The sequence below is a fragment of the Halomonas sp. A40-4 genome (genome assembly GCF_015767635.1).
GTDB classification, from domain to species: domain Bacteria; phylum Pseudomonadota; class Gammaproteobacteria; order Pseudomonadales; family Halomonadaceae; genus Vreelandella; species Vreelandella janggokensis.
Window position 1 is genome coordinate 2132880 of sequence record NZ_CP065230.1, and the last position, 21286, is coordinate 2154165.

The following is a 21286-nucleotide window of genomic DNA, read 5'->3' on the forward strand; positions in this document are numbered from 1 at the left end:
GTAAATCAGATAGTGGCAAGCAGGTAAATCATATTAGACATTGACTATACGCCAATAAAAAGCCCGGCGATGCCGGGCTGAGAAAGATCATTGATTGAGTCCGCAGACCTGGGGCGCTATTTTTTCATGCGATCCAACATTTGCTGAACGGCTTCCAGATGCTCGGGTTCGTTATGAGACATGCCCTGAAAAACGGCGCAGACGTCCAGAAATCCTTTTAGCTCCATGTCGGGCGCCATTTTCATTAGCCGCTTGGTCAACCGAGTCGCCTTTGGTGGTTGGGCAGCGATCCGCCCGGCATGCTCATACGCCGCCTTCATCAACACATCGGGCTCGGCAACCTCCAGTACAATTCCGTACGCCAAGGCTTCCTGGGCATCGATCACCCGGCCGGACAAGGTCAGCTCAAAGGCACGCTGGTAGCCGATCTGGCGTTGCATGAACCATGCGCCGCCGTCGCCGGGAATAATGCCCAGGTTGAGAAAGGTCTCACCAAACTTGGCCTGGCGCGAGGCAATGCGCAAATCCGCCATATTGGCCAGGTCAAACCCGGCGCCGATCGCAGGCCCGTTGATCGCCGCAATGATGGGCACTTCCACCGCTTCAAGCGCCAGCGGCATACGCTGTATGCCCCGGCGGTATCGCTCAGCGACTTCCGCCACGTCGCCCGCGAAGTCGCCGTCGCGGTGGGCCATATCCTTGACGTTACCACCGGCGGAGAACGCCGATCCGGCCCCGGTAATCACCAATACCGACACGTCGGCAGCGTGGTTAACCCAGTTAGCCGTAGCGACAATGTCATCGACCAACGCAGTGCCGGTAAGCGCATTGCGCACGTCGTGACGATTCATGGTGAGCGTAGCCACCCGTTCTTCAAGCGTTAAAGTCGCATCCGTCAGTGTCGGCAACGATTGACTCATTCTTCACGCTCCAAAATGATGCGGGCATCCACAATGGCATACCCGTGGGGGTGGCTTTCTGGATACACCATTACCGGGTTTAAATCCAACTCACGAATGCTCGGATAGGCGTCCACCAACTTTGAAATGCGCATCAACAGCAATACCAGTGCCTGCTTATTGACCGCCTGAGCACCGCGGACCCCTTCAAGCACTTTTTGCGCCTTGATTTGGCTCACCATGGATTCGGCATCGGCTTGCGTGATAGGTAGTGAACGAAACGCCACGTCCTCCCACACCTCAACGAAAACGCCGCCCAGGCCAAACATGAGCACCGGGCCAAAGACCGGATCCCGCAGCATACCGATGATCACCTCCACCCCTTTCTCTACCATCGGCGTGACCAGCACCCCCTCGAGTCGTGCGCCAGGGTCGTAGTACTGGGCATTAGCGACGATGGTTTTGTAGGCATCGCGTAATGCGGCTTCGCCTACCAGGCCAAGCTTGACCCCACCGGCGTCGGATTTGTGCAGAATATCTTTGGAAACCACTTTCATGGCCAATGGCTGTTCGCCAAAGTGACGGGCAACTTCCTCCATCTCATCGCTACCTTGCACCCACCGTTCGTCGGGCACATGAATGCCATGCTCGGCCAGCAGTCCCTTGGCTTCGAACTCGAGCAAGTTCCGCTTTTGTTCTTTTGCGTTGGATAATATTGCCTGGCCGTTACGGGATGCCTGCATCGGCAGATTTGCGGGTTGAACGGCGCATTTCGCCAGGTATTCACCGCGCTCGCCCAGCGCCGCCAGCACTCTTACCGCGTGTTCGATGGAGGCGTAAACGGGCAACCCCGCCTCGTGCAAACGGCTCAGCGCTGGGGGGTTAATGGGCGCGTAGAGGCTGTAGATGACCAGCGGTTTACCGCTCGAATGGGCAAGCTCAATCATGGATTCGGCCCCGCGCATTTCATCCCCCAGCAAGGACTCGGCAAAGCGGAGACTGTAGCCGCCAAACATGCCTACCAGAAACACGCTATCGACATTCGCATCAGCGGCCACCACGGCCATGCATTCTGCCAGGAGGGAAGGATTCGCATCCGAAGACCCCGCCACATCGACAGGGTTCAGCGTCGAGGCCTGGGGCAGCAAAAGCGCCTCGAGTTTCACCTGGGTATCTCGGCTAAGCGTCGCCAGTGTCAAGCCCGCCTCCGCCAGCCGATCGGCGGCGATCGTTGCCTGACCACCACCGTCGGCAATCACCGCCACGCGTTTACCTTCTGACTTTTGCAAGCGGCCCAGCCCTTCCGCCACCGGGAGTATTTCATCGGAGTATTGCACCACGCTCACCCCAGCCTGGCGCAACAGGTCCACGGTCATCCGGTAGCTGCCTGCAAGAGCCCCGGTGTGAGAACTGGCGGCCTTTTGGCCCTGCTCGGTAGAGCCCGACTTATATACCACGACGGGCTTCATGGTAGTGACTTCACGCGCCGCATCGAGAAACTGGCGACCGTCCCGAAAGCCCTCCACATAAAGCGTCGCCACCCGAGTATGCTCATCTTCCCCCAGATAGCGGAGGTAGTCGTTGAAGCCGATATCGGCCTGATTGCCCGGCCCGATGTAGGTACTGAACCCGACCTGCCCGTTGTGCTGGGCCTCCAGCGCCAGGGAAAGCAGCATGTTGCCCGACTGGGAGACAATTCCGATGTCGCCGGTCTTGAGGTTATCAAGCGCCAGCAGATTAACCCGATGGTGCAGGTTGAACATCCCCGACGTGTTGGGCCCGATGATGCGCACGCCATGGGCCCGGGCGTTGGCCATCATGCGGGCTTCCAGCGCAGCGCCTGCCTCGCCAGTCTCGCCAAAGCCGCTGGCCAACACCACGGCCCCCTTGATGCCGAGGCGGCCACACTCAGTAATCAGGTCGGGCACCGTGGCGGCGGGAGTACAAATCAGCGCCAGCGCCGGGGTGCCCGGGATAGCACTGATCGAGGCAAAGGCTTTGACCCCTAAAATCGAAGTCGCCTTGGGATTGACCGGGTAAATCTCACCGCCATAGCCGCCCTTGATCAGCCCGACCATGGCCTTATAGCCGCGCTTGGTGGGATCAGACGAGGCGCCAACGACGGCAATGCCCGACGGCGCCAGGATGGCATGCAGCGGGCTTTGAGAAGGAAGATGACCTTCGATGGATTGCATGGAGTTACCTTTAGAAAGTAAGACAAGTCGACAATGCGTGTTGGAGCGGACGCCTAACGGCCCTTGAACTGGGGCGCGCGTTTTTCGGCGAAGGCGTTGACCCCCTCCTGCCAATCCTCGGTGGTCGAACAGGTAAAGACGGCATCAAGTTCTTGCTGAAGCTGGCTTGGCATGTCGGTTTGCGCGGCTCGATTGACCAGCGGCTTCAACATGGCCAATGACACCGGCGCCTTTTCCGCCAGCTGCAACGCCAGTGACTCGACCTCTGGCATCAACTGATCCGCTGGATAACTGGCCAGCGCCAGACCCAGCCGTGCTGCCTCGGTTCCATTGATTCTTTCGCCGATATACAGAAGCCGACGAGCCTGGGCCAGCCCGACAAGTTGGGGTAACCACTTGGAAACGCCACCGCCTACGCAGGTGCCAATACTGGTTTCGGGAAAACCGATCTGAGCATCATCGGCCATCAGTATAAAATCACAGGCCACCGCCATTTCGGCGCCCGCCCCCAGGGCATAGCCGTTCACGGCGGCAATCACCGGCTTGCTCAGTTGAGCGATTGCCTCGCCCACGTCGTTCCCCAACTGGAGATATTGGCGCCGCTGGAAAAGCGTCCGACCCGCGCCTTCATGGGCTTTCATGTCAGCGCCGACGCAGAAGGCACGCCCTTCCCCGGTGATTACCACGGCGCGAATATCCGGCTCGCGCTGGGCAACGGCCAGCACGCCAAGTAGCTCGTGATATAGCGATTCCACAACGGCATTGAGCCTGTCGGGCCGATTGAGTCGCACCGTCATTACATGGTCTTGCTGGGTGACTACAAGATGGGAACAGGAAGGTAAATCTAGCGGCATGGTCATAACGGTCGGGATACCTGGCGGAAAGGTGAATACGTAGACACATACGTTTCTATATTTTTAATAAAAAGAAACATATGTATCAAATTCAATCCTAGGACCACCCTGCGCCCCAGTCAACACGATTGTTTCATTAAAAAATAAAAAAGATACAAATGTATCGATCAAGTGTGATGGTCTAAACTACCCGCCTGAATGCGCTGGAGCCTTACATGACATCCAAGAACAGTGAAACGATCACTTCATCTGCCTCGCCGCTGGATACCATCAATCAACGTCTTGCGGCGGTTTACCCGACGCTCAGCCCACAGTTGAAACAGGCGGCAGGCTATGTGATGGAACACCCCCCGAACATCGCATTTCAATCCATCCGCAAAACCGCAGAAGCGGCACAGGTCACGCCCTCAACCCTGGTGCGTCTGGCCAAGCGACTGGATTTCAAAAGCTATGAAACGTTTCGCGAGGTGTTTCAGTCGGCGGTTAAGACACCGTCTGTGGAACTATCAGGGCGCGCCAACCGGCTTCGTTACCAGGCAAGTCAGCCTGATGACCCCCTCTTTGTTGATGTCGGCGATGCCGCCTTCGACAACATTGGGCGCCTGTTCACCGCGGATAACCAGGCACGGGTACGCGATGCCGCTCAGCAGCTTTTAGCGGCGCGCAATATCGCCGTGGTGGGTTTTCGCGACACCTTTGCCTGCGCCTACCACTTTGCTTATGTGGGTCGCATTGCCATGCCCAACATCAGCCTTATTCGAGGCTTGGAAGGCGGGTTATTAACCGAGCTGGACGGCTTCGATGAAAACGATATTGTCGTCGTTTTTGGCTTTGAGCCCTACTGCGCAGAAACGGTAAAAGCACTGGAAGTTACCCGCGCAAACGGCGTCAAGGCCATTGTCGTAACGGATACCATGCGCTCACCACTGGCACCCGGCGCACAGATCACATTTAACCTTGCCAACGCGACCCCACACTTTTTTCCTTCGATTCTGTCGGCCATCACGCTCATCGAAGCCATTCTGGCGGAATGTGTCGCCTTCGGCCCTGATTCTCTGGTCGACAACGTGTCCAGATTCGAACAGCGTATGCTCCATATGGGGGCGTATGTTGAGACCGACTAAAGATAAGACTATTGATGGAGACCAAGCAGGTATTTCGACATTCGACATTCGCTGTACTATGGCAAACGTTGAAAATATTAATTGGCGCTTAGCTCAGGACTCGCTAAATTCTGTTTACGTAAAGTGATGCCTTCGCGCTTGGCATCACCTTGCCTGTGCCACAGGGAACTCAAAAGTGACACGACGTTTAGTATGGGAATACAAAAACAAACAGTGGCAATGATCACTGCTGGAGCTTCCAACATGCATAACAAAGAGCAAAACACGAAGTCAGAATCTTTAATCTCCACGTCAACAGAGCTACCTTCCTCTATCACCAAGGGATCCTCAACGCGACGTAATTTCCTTAAAACCGCAGCAGTCGGTTCCGCCGCTGCCGTCGCCGCCCCCTGGATCGGCAATGTTCAGGCCCAGGAAGGCATTCGCATCCGCATGCAGTCTTCCTGGCAGCCTGGCACGACGGGCTACAGAATCTTTGAGGAGTGGGCTGCCGGCGTCGCCGAAGCAACGGGAGGCGAGGTGCGCATTGAGCCCTTCCCTGCCGGCGCCGTGGCGGGAGCCTTTGAGGTTGCCGATGCGGTACGTAACGGCGTGCTTGACGGCCAGAACTGGTTCACCGTTTATTGGCCAGGCAAAATGCCAGCCGGTGTATTCCTGACTGCCTATCCGATGGGGCTTTCCGTCCCTCACCAGTGGGATATGATGTTCGGAGCCTATGGCGGTTTCGGCATTGCCAAGGACCTTTATCGCAAGCAGGGCCAGGAACTGCTGGGCTATGTTCATCATGACCTTAACCTGATCCACTCCAAGATTCCGCTACGCAGCTTCGATGACTTCAAAGGCGTTAAGATCCGCATGCCAGGCGGCATCGTGGCTGAAACCTTCGCCTCTATTGGTGCACAGACGACTCTGCTCCCGGGCTCCGAGGTATATCCGGCACTTGAGAAAGGAACTATTGATGCGGCCGATTACACCGGCGCCGCGGTCAACTACGAGTTAGGCTTCTGGCAGGTAGCTGACTACATCATCATGGGGCCGCCCTCCACGCCCTGCCTGCATCAAGCTGTTGACTTAATGGATATTTCTGTCAACCGTCGAGTCTTTGAGCGCATGTCGCCACAAACTCAGGATCTGATGCATGATCTGGTGGCTGCCTATTCCCGCGAGCATTATGCGGCAATCCAGAAGGCCAATGCTGAAGCATGGCCCAAATATCGCGAAAAAGGCGTGGAAATCATCCACCTCACCGAAAACGATGCCAGCCGTTTCCGCGATGCCGCCATCCCGCTGTGGTTCAAGTGGGCCAACAAGGATCCAGATGCGGCTCGGCTGTTTAGAGCGCACCTCAACACCATGATGGATCCTGCAGTGGGACTGGTCACTGACGAAGACATTCAGGGCTACGAACTTAACGCCTGATGCTCAACGCCTGACTTATTTGCTCGACAACATCGGATGTTGCGATGAAATCGCAACATCCGATTTGACTGGAGCAACCCTTTTTCCGCATCCCGTCGGCTTGATGATCCGGTTCCATCGCCAGGAGGTGATGGTGTCACGGAGGAGTGTCCATGAATCTTGATATCGAATTCGTTCTTCCGCACTGGCTATACTGGTCAGTGCTGTTGCTTTTGCCACTGGTGGTCATGTTTTTCGTCGACCGTAGCTTCCGTCGAGGTGCCACGGTCAGCGGCGGCGACACCGCCGAGATACCTGCAGGTGAGGCCACCAACGTCGCCTATCAACCGCCAGGCAACGTATTTACGACCATTGTCGACCGTCTTTCCGGCTTTTCCGGCCGTTATGTGGCCTATTGGGCGCTGATTGCTCCTTTCATCTTCGCCTACGAAGTCCTCGTACGCTATGCCTTCAACTCCCCGACTAACTGGGCCCATGAGTCGATGACGTTGATGTTCGGCATGCAGTACCTGATTGCCGGTGCTTATGCGCTTCGCGAAGGTGGACATGTTCGCGTCGATATCCTGTACAGTCGGGCAAGGCCCCTCAACCGAGCGGCACTGGATATTGTCACCTCGATATTCTTCTTCATCTTCACCCTCGCTTTACTAACGACCGGCTGGACGTTCTTCTCCCAGTCGGTGAGCGACGCGTACTTCTTTGGGTCCAGCTATTCCAATGAGACCTCTTTCACCGAATGGGCCATCCAGTTCTATCCGGTGAAATTCATGCTCTTCTTTGGCGCACTGCTGCTGTTGCTACAGGGGTTCGGCCAACTGATTCGGGACATTCAGGCGTATCGGTACCACTGGCGCTTACATGAGGGTAGCCGAACCTTCGCACGCGTGATGGTGGTTATCGCCGCCATTCTGGCAGCTTGGCTGTTGTTCGAGATGGTCAATATCGCCGTCACCGACTACGAGAGTCTGGCAGGTAGCATTTCAGGTAGCCTAAGCTCATTCGGCATCGGGGCCCTGACATTGGTCATGTTCGGTTCGCTGATGGTGGTGCTGGTCGCAGGCCTGCCATTGGCCTTCGTCACCGGTGGCCTAGGGGTGGTATTCCTGTATACGGTTGGCGATCAGGCGATGCTCAACCTGATGCCATCGCGCATTTTCCCGATGATGACCAACTATCAGCTTTCAGCCATTCCGCTGTTCATCTTCATGGCGTCAGTCCTTGAGAAAGCCGGGATCATCGAAGAGCTGTTCGACGTCGTCTACAAGTGGATGGGCGGCCTCAAGGCAGGTTTGGCCATTGCCACGATTATTGCCTCAACGCTTCTGGCAGCGATGGTCGGCGTGATTGGGGCGGCAGTGGTCACCATGGGTCTGATTGCCCTCCCAGCGATGCTCAAGCGCAATTACGATCCGGAAATTGCCATCGGGTCGATCATGGCCGGCGGCACCCTGGGCATCCTTATCCCGCCCTCGATCCTGGCGATCATCTACGGCGTTATCGCCCAGCAGTCAGTGGGTGAGCTCTACCTCGGCTCGCTGATTCCAGGCTTGCTGCTCGCCTTCATGTATGGCTTCTACTGCTGGATGCGAGGAACGCTGAACGTCAAGATGGCCCCGCCAATGCCGGTTGAAGACCGTGTTGATACAAAAGAGAAGCTCCGCCTGTTGCGCAACATGCTGGCGCCCATCGTGCTGGTGATACTGGTACTCGGCATCATCTTTACTGGCATCGCAACGCCCGTGGAGGCAGCGGGTATCGGTACCTTCGGTGCCCTGGTGGTCGCGGCCATGCACAAGCGCCTGACCTGGCCCAACCTGCACGCCGCCTGCATGACCACGCTGGTCGCCTCTGCCATGGTGATGTGGATCATCTTCGGCGCCAGCATCTTCGTCGGCTTCTACATCCTGCAGGGCGGACAGACGTTCGTGCAGGAGCTGATCTCCGGCGCGGGACTGGGTCCCTATGCGGTGCTGATGGTGATGATGGTACTGCTGGTAGCCCTGGGCATGTTCCTCGACTGGGTCGGCATCCTGCTGCTGGCGGTGCCGATCTTCGTGCCGTTGATCAAGGGAATGACCTTCGATGGCGTGTTTGGCCTACCCGGTGTCGACGCCGCGGATGTTTCGCTTTGGTTCGGCGTCATCTATCTGGTCAACATGCAGATGTCGTTCCTCAGTCCGCCGTTCGGCTATGCGCTCTTCTATATCAAGGGGGTCTGCCCACCTCATATCACCATGGCGCAGATATTCCGCTCGTCCTTCCCATTCCTGGGCATTCAGGCGCTGGGACTACTGCTGGTCATTCTCTTCCCGGCACTGGTCACCTGGCTCCCCAACCTGGCCTACGGCTAACCGCGCTTGACCGTTCGCCCTTCTGCCGCCCTCGCTCAGCGAGGGCGGTTTTCGTTCCGGGGAGGCAACCTCAGGGCAGCAGCACCGTGGAGCCGGTGGTCTTGCGGCTTTGCAGCGCGTCCTGGGCGAGGCCCACATCTTTAAGCGGGTAGCGGTTGGCCACATCAATTTTGATCTTGCCGCTTTCCAACATGGCAAAGAAATCCTCGCACATCATCTCGAAGCGCTCACGGGTATCCGCGTAGCCGTTCAAGCTCGGGCGTGTTACGAATAGCGAACCTTTCTGGTTGAGAATACCGATGTTCACACCGTCGATGGGGCCTGATGCGTTGCCAAAGCTGACCATCAAGGCGCGCGGCTTGAGGCAGTTCAGCGACATTTCCCAGGTATCCTTGCCGACCGAGTCGTAGACCACGTCGCACATCTCGCCGTTGGTGAGTTCGCGCACACGGTCGACCACGTCTTCCTGGGTGTAGTTGATGGTCGCCCAGGCACCGTTGGCCATGGCAAGGTCGGCTTTCTCCTGTGAGCTGACGGTCCCGATCAGCTTGACGCCCAGCGCCTTGGCCCACTGGCAGGCGATCGAACCAACGCCACCGGCGGCGGCATGAAATAAAATCGTTTCGCCGCCCTTGAGTTCATAGGTCTGGCGCAGCAGGTACTGCACCGTCAGCCCTTTGAGCATGCTGGCCGCGGCGGTTTCAAAATTAATGAAGTCCGGCAGCTTGACGACTTTGGAAGCCGGTAGCGTATGCAACTCGGCGTAGGCGCCGAGTGGCCCCTGGGCATACGCGACCCGATCGCCCTCTTTCAGATGGGTAACACCTTCACCCACCGCATCCACAATACCGGCACCTTCGGTACCCAGGCCCGAAGGCAAAGAAGGCGCCGGGTAAAGCCCGGTACGGAAGTAAATATCAATAAAGTTGAGGCCAACCGCCTCGTTGGCAACACGGACTTCGCCAGCGGCAGGTGCCGCCGGTGTCACATCCACCAGTTCGAGCACCTCTGAACCGCCGGTGCGAGCAAATTGAATTCGTTGAGACACATGTTCTTGGGACACAGGGAACTCCTTTTTATTGGGTAGTGGTCAAGCTAACGCTATCGGCCCGGCAGCGCAACGCGGTTGTCATACCCCCCATGCTAGACTGGGATTTGTTGATCGCCGACGGCTAACGGAACATTGCTAATGCACCCTGCTATTTCACTGCCCACGTTAATTGCCCACCGCGGCTACTCTGCCGCCGCCCCGGAAAACACCCTCGCGGCCGTCCGCGCCGCCCATCAGGCCGGGGTTGACTGGGTTGAGCTCGACGTTCAGTTGCTGAGGGACGGCACGCCCGTGATCTGGCACGATGCCGACGTCGCGCGCTGTTCAGACGGCCGCGGCAGGCTGCGCCGCATGACCTGGCCCCAGGCACAGACCCTCGATGTCGGCCGCTGGTTTGGCAAGGCTTTCGAAAGGGAAAGGATGGCAAGCCTTGAGGCCATGCTGGCACTGCTCAACAAGCTGGGGATGGGCGTCAATCTGGAACTCAAGGTCAATCGCGGCCACGACCCCATCGCGCTGGTCGACCGCGTTCTGCCAGCCGTGCTCGAGGCCTTGCCCGCCGAGCGGCTTGTACTGTCGTCTTTTGATCAAACGGCGCTACGCCACAGCCGCTCCTTTGCAACGGCCGACAAGCTGGCGCTCGGCTTGCTGGTCAACCGCCTGCCCAAGGATTGGCGGACACTGTGCGCCGAGATCGAGGCGTTCAGCCTTCATGTCCACTGGGGCCGCCTGAAGCCCGCACAGGCGGACGCCATTGTGCAGGCGGGCTATGTGCTGCTCTGCTATACCCCCAACGATCCCCACGCCTTCCACCCGCTCTGGGCCTGGGGGCCTGCCAGCGCGATCACCGATGAACCCGAGGCCTTCCAGCGTTATTTATCGGCCTCGGCCAGCGCCGCACACGGCAGATAATGGATGACGTCGTGAAAGCGTAGCGGTGTATCGCCGTCATTACGCATGACATGCGGCCGGTCAGCGGCGAAACGAACGCCCTGGCCCGCCGTCACCGTTTGCCAGGCGTCGTCGATGCGCAGCGCCATGGTGCCCTCGATCACCACGATATGCTCCACCACGCCGGGCGCGTGGGGTGCCGATTCGCTGGCGCAATTCGGCGCCAGCTCGATCGCCAGCATTTCAAACCCGAGTAGCGGGTCGTAGGCAAACAGCACCTGCGCCTGCATCCCGGCGCTATCCTGCCAGGTGGGCGGATGCGGCGGCCTGGCCTCCACCTCTGCCCCCGCATCAAACAGGCTGGAAAACGATACGCGAAAGCCGCTGGCCATCCGCCACAGCGTGGCAATGGTCGGACTCGACTCGCCCCGCTCGATCTGGCCCAGCATGGCTTTACTGACGCCGGTGGCCTCCGCCGTACGGGTCAGGCTCCAGCCACGCTCACGGCGCAGTTGCTTCACGGTCGCGGCGATATGCGCCGCCAGAGTGTGAGGCTCAGCAGTCATAAAACGCTCCTTAGGTACGTGGCGTTTTTTGCCCACCACTTATCACAGGACATGTACCAGCCACTGACGTTGATGTTAAGTAATACGCGGAGGCCGGTTAGACGCTGACCGCCCCGTCCACTAGGCTCTATTTAGCCCTTTTGAGCCATGACCAACAAGGACAGTGACATGAGTGATACAGACCTCGGCGCCATGGATGCGCAAACCCTCAGGCAGCTCTTCGAAACACGCCAGGCGTCTCCACTGGAGGCGACGCGTGCAGCGTTGGCACGCATTGACCAATTCAACTGTGCCGTCAACGCCTACATCCATGTGGATGCTGAGGGCGCCGAGCAAGCCGCGAAAGCGTCGGCCCGGCGCTGGGGCCAGGGCAAACCACTTAGCCCGATTGATGGCATTCCGGTATCGATGAAGGATTTGACCGAGGTGGCCGGTATGCCCTGTCGCGCGGGTTCGTTGACCAGCGGCGACGGGCTCTGCGATACCGATGCACCCCCGGCGCGCATGCTGCGTGAGGCCGGGGCAATTTTTCTCGGCAAAACCAATACGCCCGAATTTGGCTGGAAAGCCGTTACCGATAACCGCGTGTTTGGCGCCACTAATAACCCCTGGGACACGCGCCTCACCCCCGGTGGGTCGTCGGGCGGTGCCGCCGCGGCCGCCGCTCTCAACATGGGCGTGCTGCACCAGGGCGGTGACTCGGGCGGGTCTATACGTATTCCCGCTGCCTTCACCGGCGTTTTCGGCTTCAAGCCCACCTTCGGCTGGACGCCCCAGTGGCCGCCTGCCAAGGAACCGACCCTTTCGCATCTCGGGCCGTTGACGCGTTCGGTGCGCGATGCGGTGAGCATGCTCGATGTGATGGGCCGCTACGACTACCGCGACCCCTACGCCACCCGAGGGCAGCCTGACTGCTGGGGTGCCGACCTCGACAAGGGCCTTACGGGATTACGCATTGGCTATTCGGCCGATCTGGGCTACGCCGACGTTGACCCGCAAGTTGCCAGCCGGGTAAAAGAGGCCGCTCAGAAAATGGAAGCGCTGGGGGCGGAGATCGTCGAGGTGGACCCCGGGTTCTCCTCGCCGCTGGATACCTTTCGCAAGATCTGGTTTACCGCCTCCCTGGATCAATGGCGGCAGATGACTCCATCCCAGCGCGAGCAGTTGGACCCCGGCATGGTGGCCAACGCCCGCGAGGCCGAGGCGTGGAACGCCCTCGACCTCTTCCGTGCGCTGTCGGATCGTGCCCTGCTGACCCGAGAGCTCGAGCACTTCAACCAGCACTATCACCTCATCATGACCCCGGCCGTGGCCGTCCTGCCGTTCGAAGTCAATCAGGAGGTGCCGCCGGGCAGCGGGATGGGCGACTGGGAAGAGTGGGCGCCTTTTTCCTACCCGTTCAACCTCAGCCAGCAGCCCGCTGCCTCGGTGCCCTGCGGGTTTACCGACAACGGGCTGCCGGTGGGTTTCCAACTGGCGGGCGGCAAGTTCGACGACGTGCGGGTACTGCGCGCCTGCCATGCCTTCATGGAAGCGCACCCGCCGCGCTTTCCCACCGTGCCCAATCCCTCACAGTTCGCATGAAAAGGCGCAGTACTCACCACCGTTGTGCGTTATAGCGCACGATGATAGGCTGATTTGTCCGTTATAACGCTCGGCCTCATTGACGAGGCTGAGCGTTTTTCCAGACGCCAGCCGCGAACGAGTCACTGCCATGCCGACGCCTTCTTCCGATACCCCATGTCTCAAGCGCGATATCTCGCTCTCCAACGTGACGGCGGGTATTGTCGCGGTACTTATTGGCTACACAAGTTCAGCGGCGATCATCTTTCAGGCGGCCTCAGCCGCCGGCGCCTCTAGCGCCCAGACCAGTTCCTGGCTGTGGGCGCTGGGCATTGGCGTCGGGCTGACGTCGCTGGGGCTATCGTGGCGTTACCGCATGCCGCTGGTGACCGCCTGGTCGACGCCCGGGGCAGCGTTTCTGGCGACCAACCTGCCAGGCGTGCCGCTGGGGGAGGCGATTGGCGCCTTCATCGTATCGGCGGGGTTGATCACCCTGTGTGGCCTCACCGGTGTGTTCGAACGGCTGATGCGGCATATCCCGAGCAGCCTGGCCTCGGCCATGCTGGCGGGCATCCTGCTCAATTTCGGCCTGGAGATTTTTACCCGGCTCGAGCAGCACTGGCTCATGCCCCTGGCGCTGCTGGCCGCGTGGGGCATCGGGCGGCGCTTCTGGCCGACGCTTGCCGTACCCGGCGTGGTGTTGACCGGCATTATCTGGGCCATTCTGCAGGGTCAGCTGGCGATTGAGGGCCTGCCGCTGTCGCCTACCCTGCCAGTACTCATGACGCCTGAGTTTTCTCTGGCGACGCTGATCAGCGTGGCAATTCCGCTGTTTATCATCACCATGGCCACCCAGAACGTTCCAGGCATGGCCGTGCTGAACGCCGCCGGCTATACGCCAAACAGCTCGCCGCTGTTGGTAGCGACCGGCGGCGCTACCCTGGCCCTGGCGCCCTTCGGCGGTTACGCACTCAACATGGCCGCCATCAGCGCCGCCGTGTGTACCGGCCCGGATGCCCACCCGGATCCCAGGCGCCGCTACCCGGCCGGCATCGTCGCCGGGCTGTTGTATCTGCTGCTGGGGGTCTTTGCGGCCACCGTCACGGCGCTGTTTGCCGCGCTACCCGGGGCCATGGTGGCGGTCGTGGCGGGCATTGCCCTGCTGGGAACGTTGAGCAGCGGGCTGGCCGATGCGTTCTCGAAGCCCGACGAACGCGACGCCGCGCTGGTGACGTTTCTGTTCGCCGGGTCGGGCATTACCCTGCTGGGCATCGGCGGCGCCTTCTGGGGACTGATCGCCGGGATGGTCACCCGCCATCTCATCGCCAGACGACGCTGATGCGTCTGGCGCCTGGTCTTTGCGGGCAGGCGTGACTACATGGCCGAGAGGCGATCGTCATCCATCACGCCCGACATGCGCACCATGGCCAGCGCCTCTTCAAGGCTATCCACTTGTTCAACCTTGACCAATTCATTCTTCAGCGCCACAGGCTTCCCTGCCTGCTCAGACAACACTTTTTCCAGCGACGCTATGTCCATGTCGTCACCCAGCGACTGCATCTCGATATCGCTGTTGGTCCGGCTGGGTAGATAGATCGTGCCATTAGAGAAATCCACCGCGTAGGCAATCACGCCGGGGACAATAAAGAAAAGCAGTCCAACGCCATTGGCCACCGCTACGGCAGGATCAATATCGCCGCCCAACTGACCTTTCCTTTCCGGGTGAAAAAGCGTCCCGCAACCGCTGATGGCGACAACCGCCGCGCCAATGACGGCCCCCTTCAACCACTGGTTAACTGTGCGTTGCATGCAGGGTCTCCCCGTTGATAATCGATTGTATATAGGGTTAAAACGGGATGATTTTAGCACACCGAACGGATAAGTCAGCGCGGGTAATCTCAGCGCAATTTTGCCGCCTTAACCGCTTGGCCGTACAATGTCCCAACGAATGATAACGGGTCCACCCCATCAACAAGGAATGCTCTCGCCCATGCGCGCCAGCCAACTACTCATTGCCACCTTGAAAGAAACCCCGGCGGACGCCGAGGTGATCAGCCACCAGCTCATGCTACGCGCGGGCATGATCCGCCGTCTCACCTCGGGCCTTTATACTTGGCTGCCGCTGGGTTTGCGCACGCTGCGTAAAGTGGAAACCATCGTGCGCGAGGAAATGAACAACGCTGGCGCCCAGGAAGTGTTGATGCCTGCGGTTCAGCCAGCCGAGCTCTGGCAGGAATCCGGGCGCTGGGAGGAGTACGGTCCTGAACTTTTACGCTTGAAAGACCGCCACGCCCGCGATTACTGCGTTGGCCCCACCCACGAGGAAGTCATCACAGATCTGGTGCGTAAAGAAATCGCCAGCTACAAACAGCTGCCGATCAATTTCTACCAGATTCAGACCAAGTTCCGCGACGAGATTCGCCCACGCTTCGGGGTCATGCGTTCGCGGGAATTCATCATGAAAGATGCCTACTCCTTCCATCTGGACGAGACATCGCTCAAGGAAACTTACCAGGGTATGTACGATGCCTATACGCGCATCTTCAACCGTTTGGGCCTCGACTTCCGCCCGGTGATCGCCGACAACGGTTCGATCGGTGGTACGGGTTCGCATGAGTTTCACGTCCTGGCCGACTCGGGCGAGGACGATATCGTGTTTTCCGATGGCTCGGATTATGCCGCCAATATGGAAAAAGCCGAGGCAATACCTGCACCGCTGGGTAGTGACGCCTTGCGCGAAGCCCCCAGAGAAGATATGCGTCTGGTCGACACGCCAGACGCTAAAACCATTGCGGCACTGGTCGAGCAGTTTGGCCTGCCCATCGAGAAAACCATCAAAACGCTGATCGTGAAGGGTGCCGATGGCCAACTCATCGCCCTGCTGGTGCGCGGTGACCACGAACTGAACGAAGTCAAGGCGGAAAACCTTCCCCAAGTGGCAACACCATTGACCATGGCCAGCGAGGAAGAAATTCGCGCCGTGGTTGGTGCAGGCCCTGGCTCCCTTGGCCCGGTAGGCTTAGATCTGCCCATCATCATCGACCGCAGCGTGGCATTGATGAGCGATTTTGGAGCCGGTGCCAATACCGATGACAAACACTATTTCGGTATCAACTGGGAACGCGACACGCCCTTGCCCGAGATTGCCGACCTGCGCAATGTGGTTGATGGTGACCCCTCACCCGACGGACAAGGCACGCTCTCGATCAAGCGCGGTATCGAAGTGGGCCACGTCTTCCAATTGGGCCAAAAATACTCGCAAGCCATGAATGCCAACGTGCTCGGCGATAATGGTAAAACCAGCCACCCCTGGATGGGTTGCTATGGCATTGGCATTACCCGTGTGGTGGCCGCCGCTATCGAGCAGAATCATGATGATGCCGGTATCATTTGGCCCAACGCCATAGCGCCTTTCCAGGTTGCGCTCGTCCCCATGAACGCTCACAAGTCGCAGCGGGTGCGCGAAGAGTCTGAGCGCCTTTACCAAGCGCTCAGTGCCGCTGGCCTGGATGTGTTACTGGATGACCGCGACACGCGTCCCGGGGTTAAATTTGCCGACCTGGAACTCATGGGCATCCCCCATCGCCTGGTCATTGGCGACCGCAGCCTGGACAACGGCGAACTCGAATACAAAGGCCGCCGTGACAGCGATGCCACCATGGTGCCTGCCGAGCAGATTATTGACTTCCTTCGAGAAAAGGCCGGCCTTGCCCCGACTGCTCAATAGACGCTCAACCTGCATCGCCCGGCCATTGTCACGGCCAACACTGGCGGCCTGCCTGGCCGCCAGTCTCTTCTTAGGCCCACCGGTCAAGGCCGAGGAGCCACTACCCGGGTCTCTTCGCCCGACCTTGGCGGATACCCATCAGCGCCATCAGACACCTCAACAGCAATGGCTGATGCGACAGTGGCGACAGCGTATGGACACCGATCTGGCTGACTTTATCAGCGAGCCAGCCGAGCGCCGCAAGCTGCTTACCCAAGTCTACCAGGAGGCACGTCTTGCCAGGCTGCCGCCCGAGCTTGTTCTGGCATTGATTCACGTGGAAAGCGGCTTTGATAAACAAGCCGTATCGTCCGCGGGCGCTGTGGGCCTCATGCAGGTCATGCCGTTTTGGATCAAAGAACTGGGGTTGCCGATGGATGACTTGACGAACCCAAACCGCAATCTGCGCTATGGCTGCACCATCCTCGCCCACTACCTCGCCGTCGAACAGGGCGACTTTACCCGGGCTTTGGCACGTTACAACGGCAGCTTAGGCAAAACCTGGTATCCAGAACGGGTACTGCGTACCTGGCGTGACCACTGGCGATAAGTCTGATACTTGCGTGTGGTATATCTGTGAGCCTATCGTTAAGTACGTGGCATGACTTTCCTGACATAAACTCGCATGATAGTAGTTCGATATCCGGCTCTGCTAACCAAGGATGCTTATGGTATATCTCAAACGTGCGTATCGGGCGCTTTTATGCGGCGGCGCCTCGCTTGTTCTTCTCAGTGTCAGCCCTGATACGCTTGCCAGTGATACCCGTATCAGCGTATCCGACAGCAATGGTGAACCGCTGAGCAATGCCGTGGTGGAAGTCTATTTTCCATACTCGGCATCGCGCGATACCAGCGTAAAGCAAATTTATCAGCGCGGTGCGGCTTTTCACCCCGAGGTGCTGACAATCCCGGTGAATAGCCAGGTAACATTTCCCAACGAAGACACGACACGTCACCATGTATTTTCTTTTTCCGACGCCAAAACCTTTGATCTCAATCTTTATCTGAACGAAACGCCACCGCCCGTTCATTTTGATACGCCTGGCGTGGTGGTGCTGGGATGTAACATTCACGATCACATGCAGGCCTTTATAGTGGTCAGCGATGCCCCTTTTTATGCCATGACCGATAACAACGGACAGGTCGTCCTGCCATCGATGCCACCCGGCCAGCATCGCGTAAGGGTTTGGCATCAACGCCTCCACGATAGCCAGCAGCGCTGGTGGGAAGGCGAAATTGCCCCAACCGAGCAGTTGTCGGTCCCTCTGGAACTGCGCGCCACCCCGAAGCCACCCGAGAAGCTGTCGCCGTTGCAGCAACGTTTTAGAGAGGCCACCTAGTGCCTAGCGACAACTTGAGGGCCAGATAACAACGATATGCGCTTTCGTACCCGTTTGATGCTCGTGCTGTTAACCGTGGTGGTGGTCTCACAGCTGGCCACCGGCCTGGCGTTTCTGCGCGCCACTCAGCAAGATGCCCTGGCCAAGGGTACTCAGCGCCTTGAGGTGGGAGCCCGTGTTCTCGACCAATTACTCGAAAGACGCGGCGATCAGCTACACGATAACGTGGCGATTCTGGCCGATGATTTTGGCTTTAAAAGCGCGGTCGCCTCCCAGGATCGTGAAACGCTACAGTCGGTATTAGTTAATCACGGTACTCGGGCTGATGCCGACATCGTGCTGTTAAGCGACCTGGACGGCCAACTGCTTGCCAGCAGCCATCATCCCTCACAAACGCCCATGCCCTTTCCCGAGCTGTTTGAAACCGCTCGCCAGCAGGGTTCTGCGTTCAGCGTCGTGATTGCTGATGGACAGCCCTACGAGCTTGTCATGTTGCCGGTACAAGCGCCCAACGTGATTGGTTGGGTGGGCATGGGCTTTTTAATTGACGACGCCGTCGTCGAGGAAATCAATGCCCTCACCGGCCTGGAAATCAGCGTGGTCAATTACACCTCTGACCAGACATCAACGTATCTAGCCAGTTCGCATTCCCAAAAAGCAGCCGAGCCATTAAGTCAGTTCAATAATGCATCTGAGGCAGGGGCGTACTCAGGAACCAGTCAGATGACGCCTGACGATGGTTATCTGACCTATGCGAGCGAGCTATATAAGGACTCAAGGAATCAAACGTTCGCGCTCATTCAGCTGTCACGTAACGAATTACTAGCCGCCTACGACGACCTACAGTGGCAGCTAGTCATTATCGTGGCACTTATATTGCTGTTCACAATCGCTATTGCGGCCTGGAGTGCCCGTAGTATCAGCCGCCCGCTCGTCGCGCTGGCCGACGTTGCCAGACGGATTGGTCAAGGTGAGCGTGTCACTGACGTCCCAGCAGAATCATCCCAAAGTGAAACCGGGCTGCTCGCGGGGACGCTGCGCTCGATGCAAGACGATATTGCCGAACGTGAAGCGATCCTGCGGCATCAGTCACGCCATGACCTGCTCACCGATTTGCCCAATCGCATCAGCGCCCTGGAAGACATCAATGCCCGCATAGACGACGGTCACCCCTTTACCCTGCTGCGCCTGGCCATTAAGGACTTTCGCAACATCAACGATACCTTCGGCTACGAACTGGGCGATCATGTGCTGGTAACCCTTGCCCACCGTATGAAAGCGCTGACATCCCCTATTCAATCCGCCTATCGCTTGGCCAGCGACGAATTCTTACTGCTGATCAATCAACCTGACACCACGCCAAACTGGCGCATCAGTGAACTCGCAGCACTCTCAACGCCCATCGACCTGGATAATTCGTCAATCGGCATTTCACTGGCTGCGGGTGAAGTGAGCTATCCAGCACACGGTGCGAAGGCGCAGTTGCTGCTACGCCGCGCCGATATTGCTCTCGACATGGCGCGTCATCACCCGGATGCCCACCAGCGTTACGCCGAAGGCCAGGACGAACGCCACTTACGCCAGCTGACGCTGATTCATGATCTCCGCGATGCAGTGAGCAACAATCAGCTTTGGATGGCCTATCAACCCAAAGTGGCAACGCATGATGGGGAGGTATGCCAGTTTGAAGCACTGATGCGTTGGCGGCACCCTTCGCTTGGTTTTGTGCCCCCGGATGAGTTCATTGGCCTGGCCGAGCGCTCGGGCAATATTCGCAAGCTTAGCCAGTGGATGCTTGAACACATAACCTCACAGCTCCAACAGTGGCAGCAACAAGGCTCTCGAATCAGCGTGGCTGTCAATTTATCCGCCAGCGATGTCACCGACCCCGATCTTCCGGGGCAGTTAGCCGAGTTGCTGGCGCGCCATGATTTAGCAGCGGATCAATTGAGCCTGGAGGTTACTGAAAGTGCCGTCATGCAGGACATCAATGCCGCTGCCAGAACGCTGGATGAGCTGAGCCGCCTCGGCGTGTCCATCGCGATAGACGACTATGGCACCGGGTATTCGTCCCTGGCACAGATCAAGCGATTGCCGGTTAACGAACTCAAGATCGACAAGTCCTTTGTGCTCAAGCTCGACTCCCAGGAAGACGACCTGACGATTGTACGTTCGACGATCGAGATGGGTCACAGCCTAGGGCTGAGCATTGTTGCCGAAGGGGTTGAAAATGCGGCTAGCGCCGCCTTGCTGAATGACTTGGGCTGCGATTATCTACAAGGCTACTGGATCGCCAAACCCATGCCGAGTGACCAGGTGATTCCCTGGCTGAAAAGCACCGAAATCTTCACCTTCACGCATTAACAGCGTGCTTACCGAGAGAGCCTGTCCATGTCCAACGTCATCCCTAAGGCAATAGCAAAAGGCAAGCCACTCCTTATTATCCTCTTTGGGCTTTCAATAAGCAGTGCGTCCCTTGCTGGCAGTCGTCTGATAGGTACCGGTGGTGTGGGCGCTATTGAGGGAGCCGCTGGCGGTGGACTCTCGCCCTGGGCCTTGCTTACAAGTACCGCCAGTGAGCAGGAATTCGGGGCAACGGCAACCGTCTCGCGCGCCTGGCTGGATGATTATCGCTTAACGGTCGAGGCTGCCAGCGCCAACATCTACGATCGCGTCGAGGTCTCTGTGGCACGCCAAACCCTGGACCTCGAAACCTTAGGCGGCGAGCTGGAGCAAACCATTATCGGTGCCAAGGTACGGTTATTCGGCGATGTGTTGTACCACCCCTGGGGGATCTGGAGCGCGGGCGTTCAACATAAAAACCTGGCCGATGACAGTATCCCCAACGCGTTAGGGGCGCAGCACGGCCAGGGGAACGATATTTATCTAAGTGCCAGCAAACTGGTGTTCAACACCGTGGCTGGGCGCAACCTGTTGCTGAATGCCACCCTGCGTAATACCGACGCTAATCAAGGCGGATTGCTGGGGTTTGGCGGCAATAACGGCGGCCGCGAATGGGTTGCCGAAGGCAGCCTGGGACTCTTTGTGACACCCAAGTGGGTGATGGGAATGGAATATCGACAAAAGCCTGATCGGCTTAGCGCAGCCCGGGAAGACGACTGGCAAAGCCTTTATAGCGCTTACTTCTTCAACAAGCACGTATCGCTGACCGCGGCCTGGTTAGCGTTGGGCGATATCGCCGGGTTACCGTCTCAGGATGGCGCCTATGCGTCGCTTCAGGCAGCCTTTTGACCCGTCAAGGAGACT

The 21286-nt window shown here is 58.4% G+C and carries 17 protein-coding genes; 11 read left to right on the plus strand and 6 right to left on the minus strand.

Annotated features, from left to right (window positions below):
- Positions 1–116: 116 nt before the first annotated feature.
- The 3 genes from IT895_RS09990 to IT895_RS10000 are packed head-to-tail and all read right to left on the minus strand — an operon-like array spanning position 117 to position 3891.
- Positions 117–920 (minus strand): enoyl-CoA hydratase-related protein, encoded by an 804-nt coding sequence (locus IT895_RS09990; RefSeq protein ID WP_199283366.1) that lies wholly within the window; start codon positions 918–920, stop codon positions 117–119.
- Complete coding sequence (locus tag IT895_RS09995; RefSeq protein WP_199283367.1) at positions 917–3094, minus strand: acetate--CoA ligase family protein; 2178 nt, start codon at positions 3092–3094, stop codon at positions 917–919. The genes IT895_RS09990 and IT895_RS09995 overlap by 4 nt, the downstream gene beginning before the upstream one ends.
- A gap of 53 nt (positions 3095–3147) precedes the next feature.
- Positions 3148–3891, minus strand: a complete 744-nt coding sequence (locus tag IT895_RS10000) for an enoyl-CoA hydratase/isomerase family protein (protein ID WP_233337214.1) — start codon at positions 3889–3891, stop codon at positions 3148–3150.
- Between the two features lie 272 nt (positions 3892–4163).
- Between IT895_RS10000 and IT895_RS10005 the strand changes: the two genes are divergently transcribed.
- From IT895_RS10005 to IT895_RS10015, 3 genes are all read left to right on the plus strand, one after another.
- Positions 4164–5072, plus strand: coding sequence for a MurR/RpiR family transcriptional regulator (locus IT895_RS10005; protein ID WP_199283369.1), 909 nt, complete (start codon positions 4164–4166; stop codon positions 5070–5072).
- 243 nt (positions 5073–5315) lie between these two features.
- Positions 5316–6491, plus strand: a complete 1176-nt coding sequence (gene dctP / locus IT895_RS10010) for a TRAP transporter substrate-binding protein DctP (RefSeq protein WP_085918707.1) — start codon at positions 5316–5318, stop codon at positions 6489–6491.
- Between the two features lie 152 nt (positions 6492–6643).
- Complete coding sequence (locus IT895_RS10015) at positions 6644–8842, plus strand: TRAP transporter large permease subunit (RefSeq protein ID WP_085918708.1); 2199 nt, start codon at positions 6644–6646, stop codon at positions 8840–8842.
- A 70-nt stretch (positions 8843–8912) separates the two neighbouring features.
- Here the strand turns inward: IT895_RS10015 and IT895_RS10020 are convergent, their stop codons facing one another.
- Positions 8913–9890: an NADPH:quinone reductase gene (locus IT895_RS10020; RefSeq protein WP_199285448.1), complete on the minus strand. Its 978-nt coding sequence runs from the start codon at positions 9888–9890 to the stop codon at positions 8913–8915.
- A 141-nt stretch (positions 9891–10031) separates the two neighbouring features.
- Between IT895_RS10020 and IT895_RS10025 the strand changes: the two genes are divergently transcribed.
- Positions 10032–10805 (plus strand): glycerophosphodiester phosphodiesterase family protein, encoded by a 774-nt coding sequence (locus IT895_RS10025; protein WP_199283370.1) that lies wholly within the window; start codon positions 10032–10034, stop codon positions 10803–10805.
- On the opposite strand, the gene IT895_RS10030 is transcribed toward IT895_RS10025, so the two are convergent.
- Complete coding sequence (locus IT895_RS10030; RefSeq protein WP_085918710.1) at positions 10766–11350, minus strand: helix-turn-helix domain-containing protein; 585 nt, start codon at positions 11348–11350, stop codon at positions 10766–10768. The two genes, IT895_RS10025 and IT895_RS10030, sit on opposite strands and share 40 nt — an antisense overlap.
- A gap of 168 nt (positions 11351–11518) precedes the next feature.
- Between IT895_RS10030 and IT895_RS10035 the strand changes: the two genes are divergently transcribed.
- Both IT895_RS10035 and IT895_RS10040 read left to right on the plus strand, forming a co-directional pair.
- Positions 11519–12934, plus strand: a complete 1416-nt coding sequence (locus IT895_RS10035) for an amidase (RefSeq protein ID WP_199283371.1) — start codon at positions 11519–11521, stop codon at positions 12932–12934.
- A 130-nt stretch (positions 12935–13064) separates the two neighbouring features.
- Positions 13065–14252, plus strand: a complete 1188-nt coding sequence (locus IT895_RS10040) for a benzoate/H(+) symporter BenE family transporter (protein ID WP_085918712.1) — start codon at positions 13065–13067, stop codon at positions 14250–14252.
- A 35-nt stretch (positions 14253–14287) separates the two neighbouring features.
- Here the strand turns inward: IT895_RS10040 and IT895_RS10045 are convergent, their stop codons facing one another.
- Positions 14288–14722 (minus strand): hypothetical protein, encoded by a 435-nt coding sequence (locus tag IT895_RS10045; RefSeq protein WP_085918713.1) that lies wholly within the window; start codon positions 14720–14722, stop codon positions 14288–14290.
- Positions 14723–14903: 181 nt separating this feature from the next.
- Here IT895_RS10045 and IT895_RS10050 point away from each other — a divergent pair, with 181 nt between their 5' ends.
- The 5 genes from IT895_RS10050 (at position 14904) to IT895_RS10070 (ending at position 21271) form a co-directional block, all read left to right on the plus strand.
- Positions 14904–16640 (plus strand): proline--tRNA ligase, encoded by a 1737-nt coding sequence (locus IT895_RS10050; RefSeq protein WP_199283372.1) that lies wholly within the window; start codon positions 14904–14906, stop codon positions 16638–16640.
- Positions 16621–17229, plus strand: a complete 609-nt coding sequence (locus IT895_RS19370; RefSeq protein WP_442786515.1) for a transglycosylase SLT domain-containing protein — start codon at positions 16621–16623, stop codon at positions 17227–17229. The genes IT895_RS10050 and IT895_RS19370 overlap by 20 nt, the downstream gene beginning before the upstream one ends.
- 118 nt (positions 17230–17347) lie before the next feature.
- Positions 17348–18019 carry a Cupredoxin gene (locus IT895_RS10060; protein ID WP_199283374.1) on the plus strand — a complete coding sequence of 224 codons (672 nt, stop codon included), beginning with the start codon at positions 17348–17350 and terminating at the stop codon, positions 18017–18019.
- A gap of 36 nt (positions 18020–18055) precedes the next feature.
- A complete protein-coding gene (locus IT895_RS10065) occupies positions 18056–20383 on the plus strand; it encodes a bifunctional diguanylate cyclase/phosphodiesterase (protein ID WP_199283375.1) in 2328 nt (775 codons plus the stop codon).
- Between the two features lie 27 nt (positions 20384–20410).
- Positions 20411–21271, plus strand: a complete 861-nt coding sequence (locus IT895_RS10070) for a DUF3034 family protein (RefSeq protein ID WP_199283376.1) — start codon at positions 20411–20413, stop codon at positions 21269–21271.
- Positions 21272–21286 lie beyond the last annotated feature (15 nt).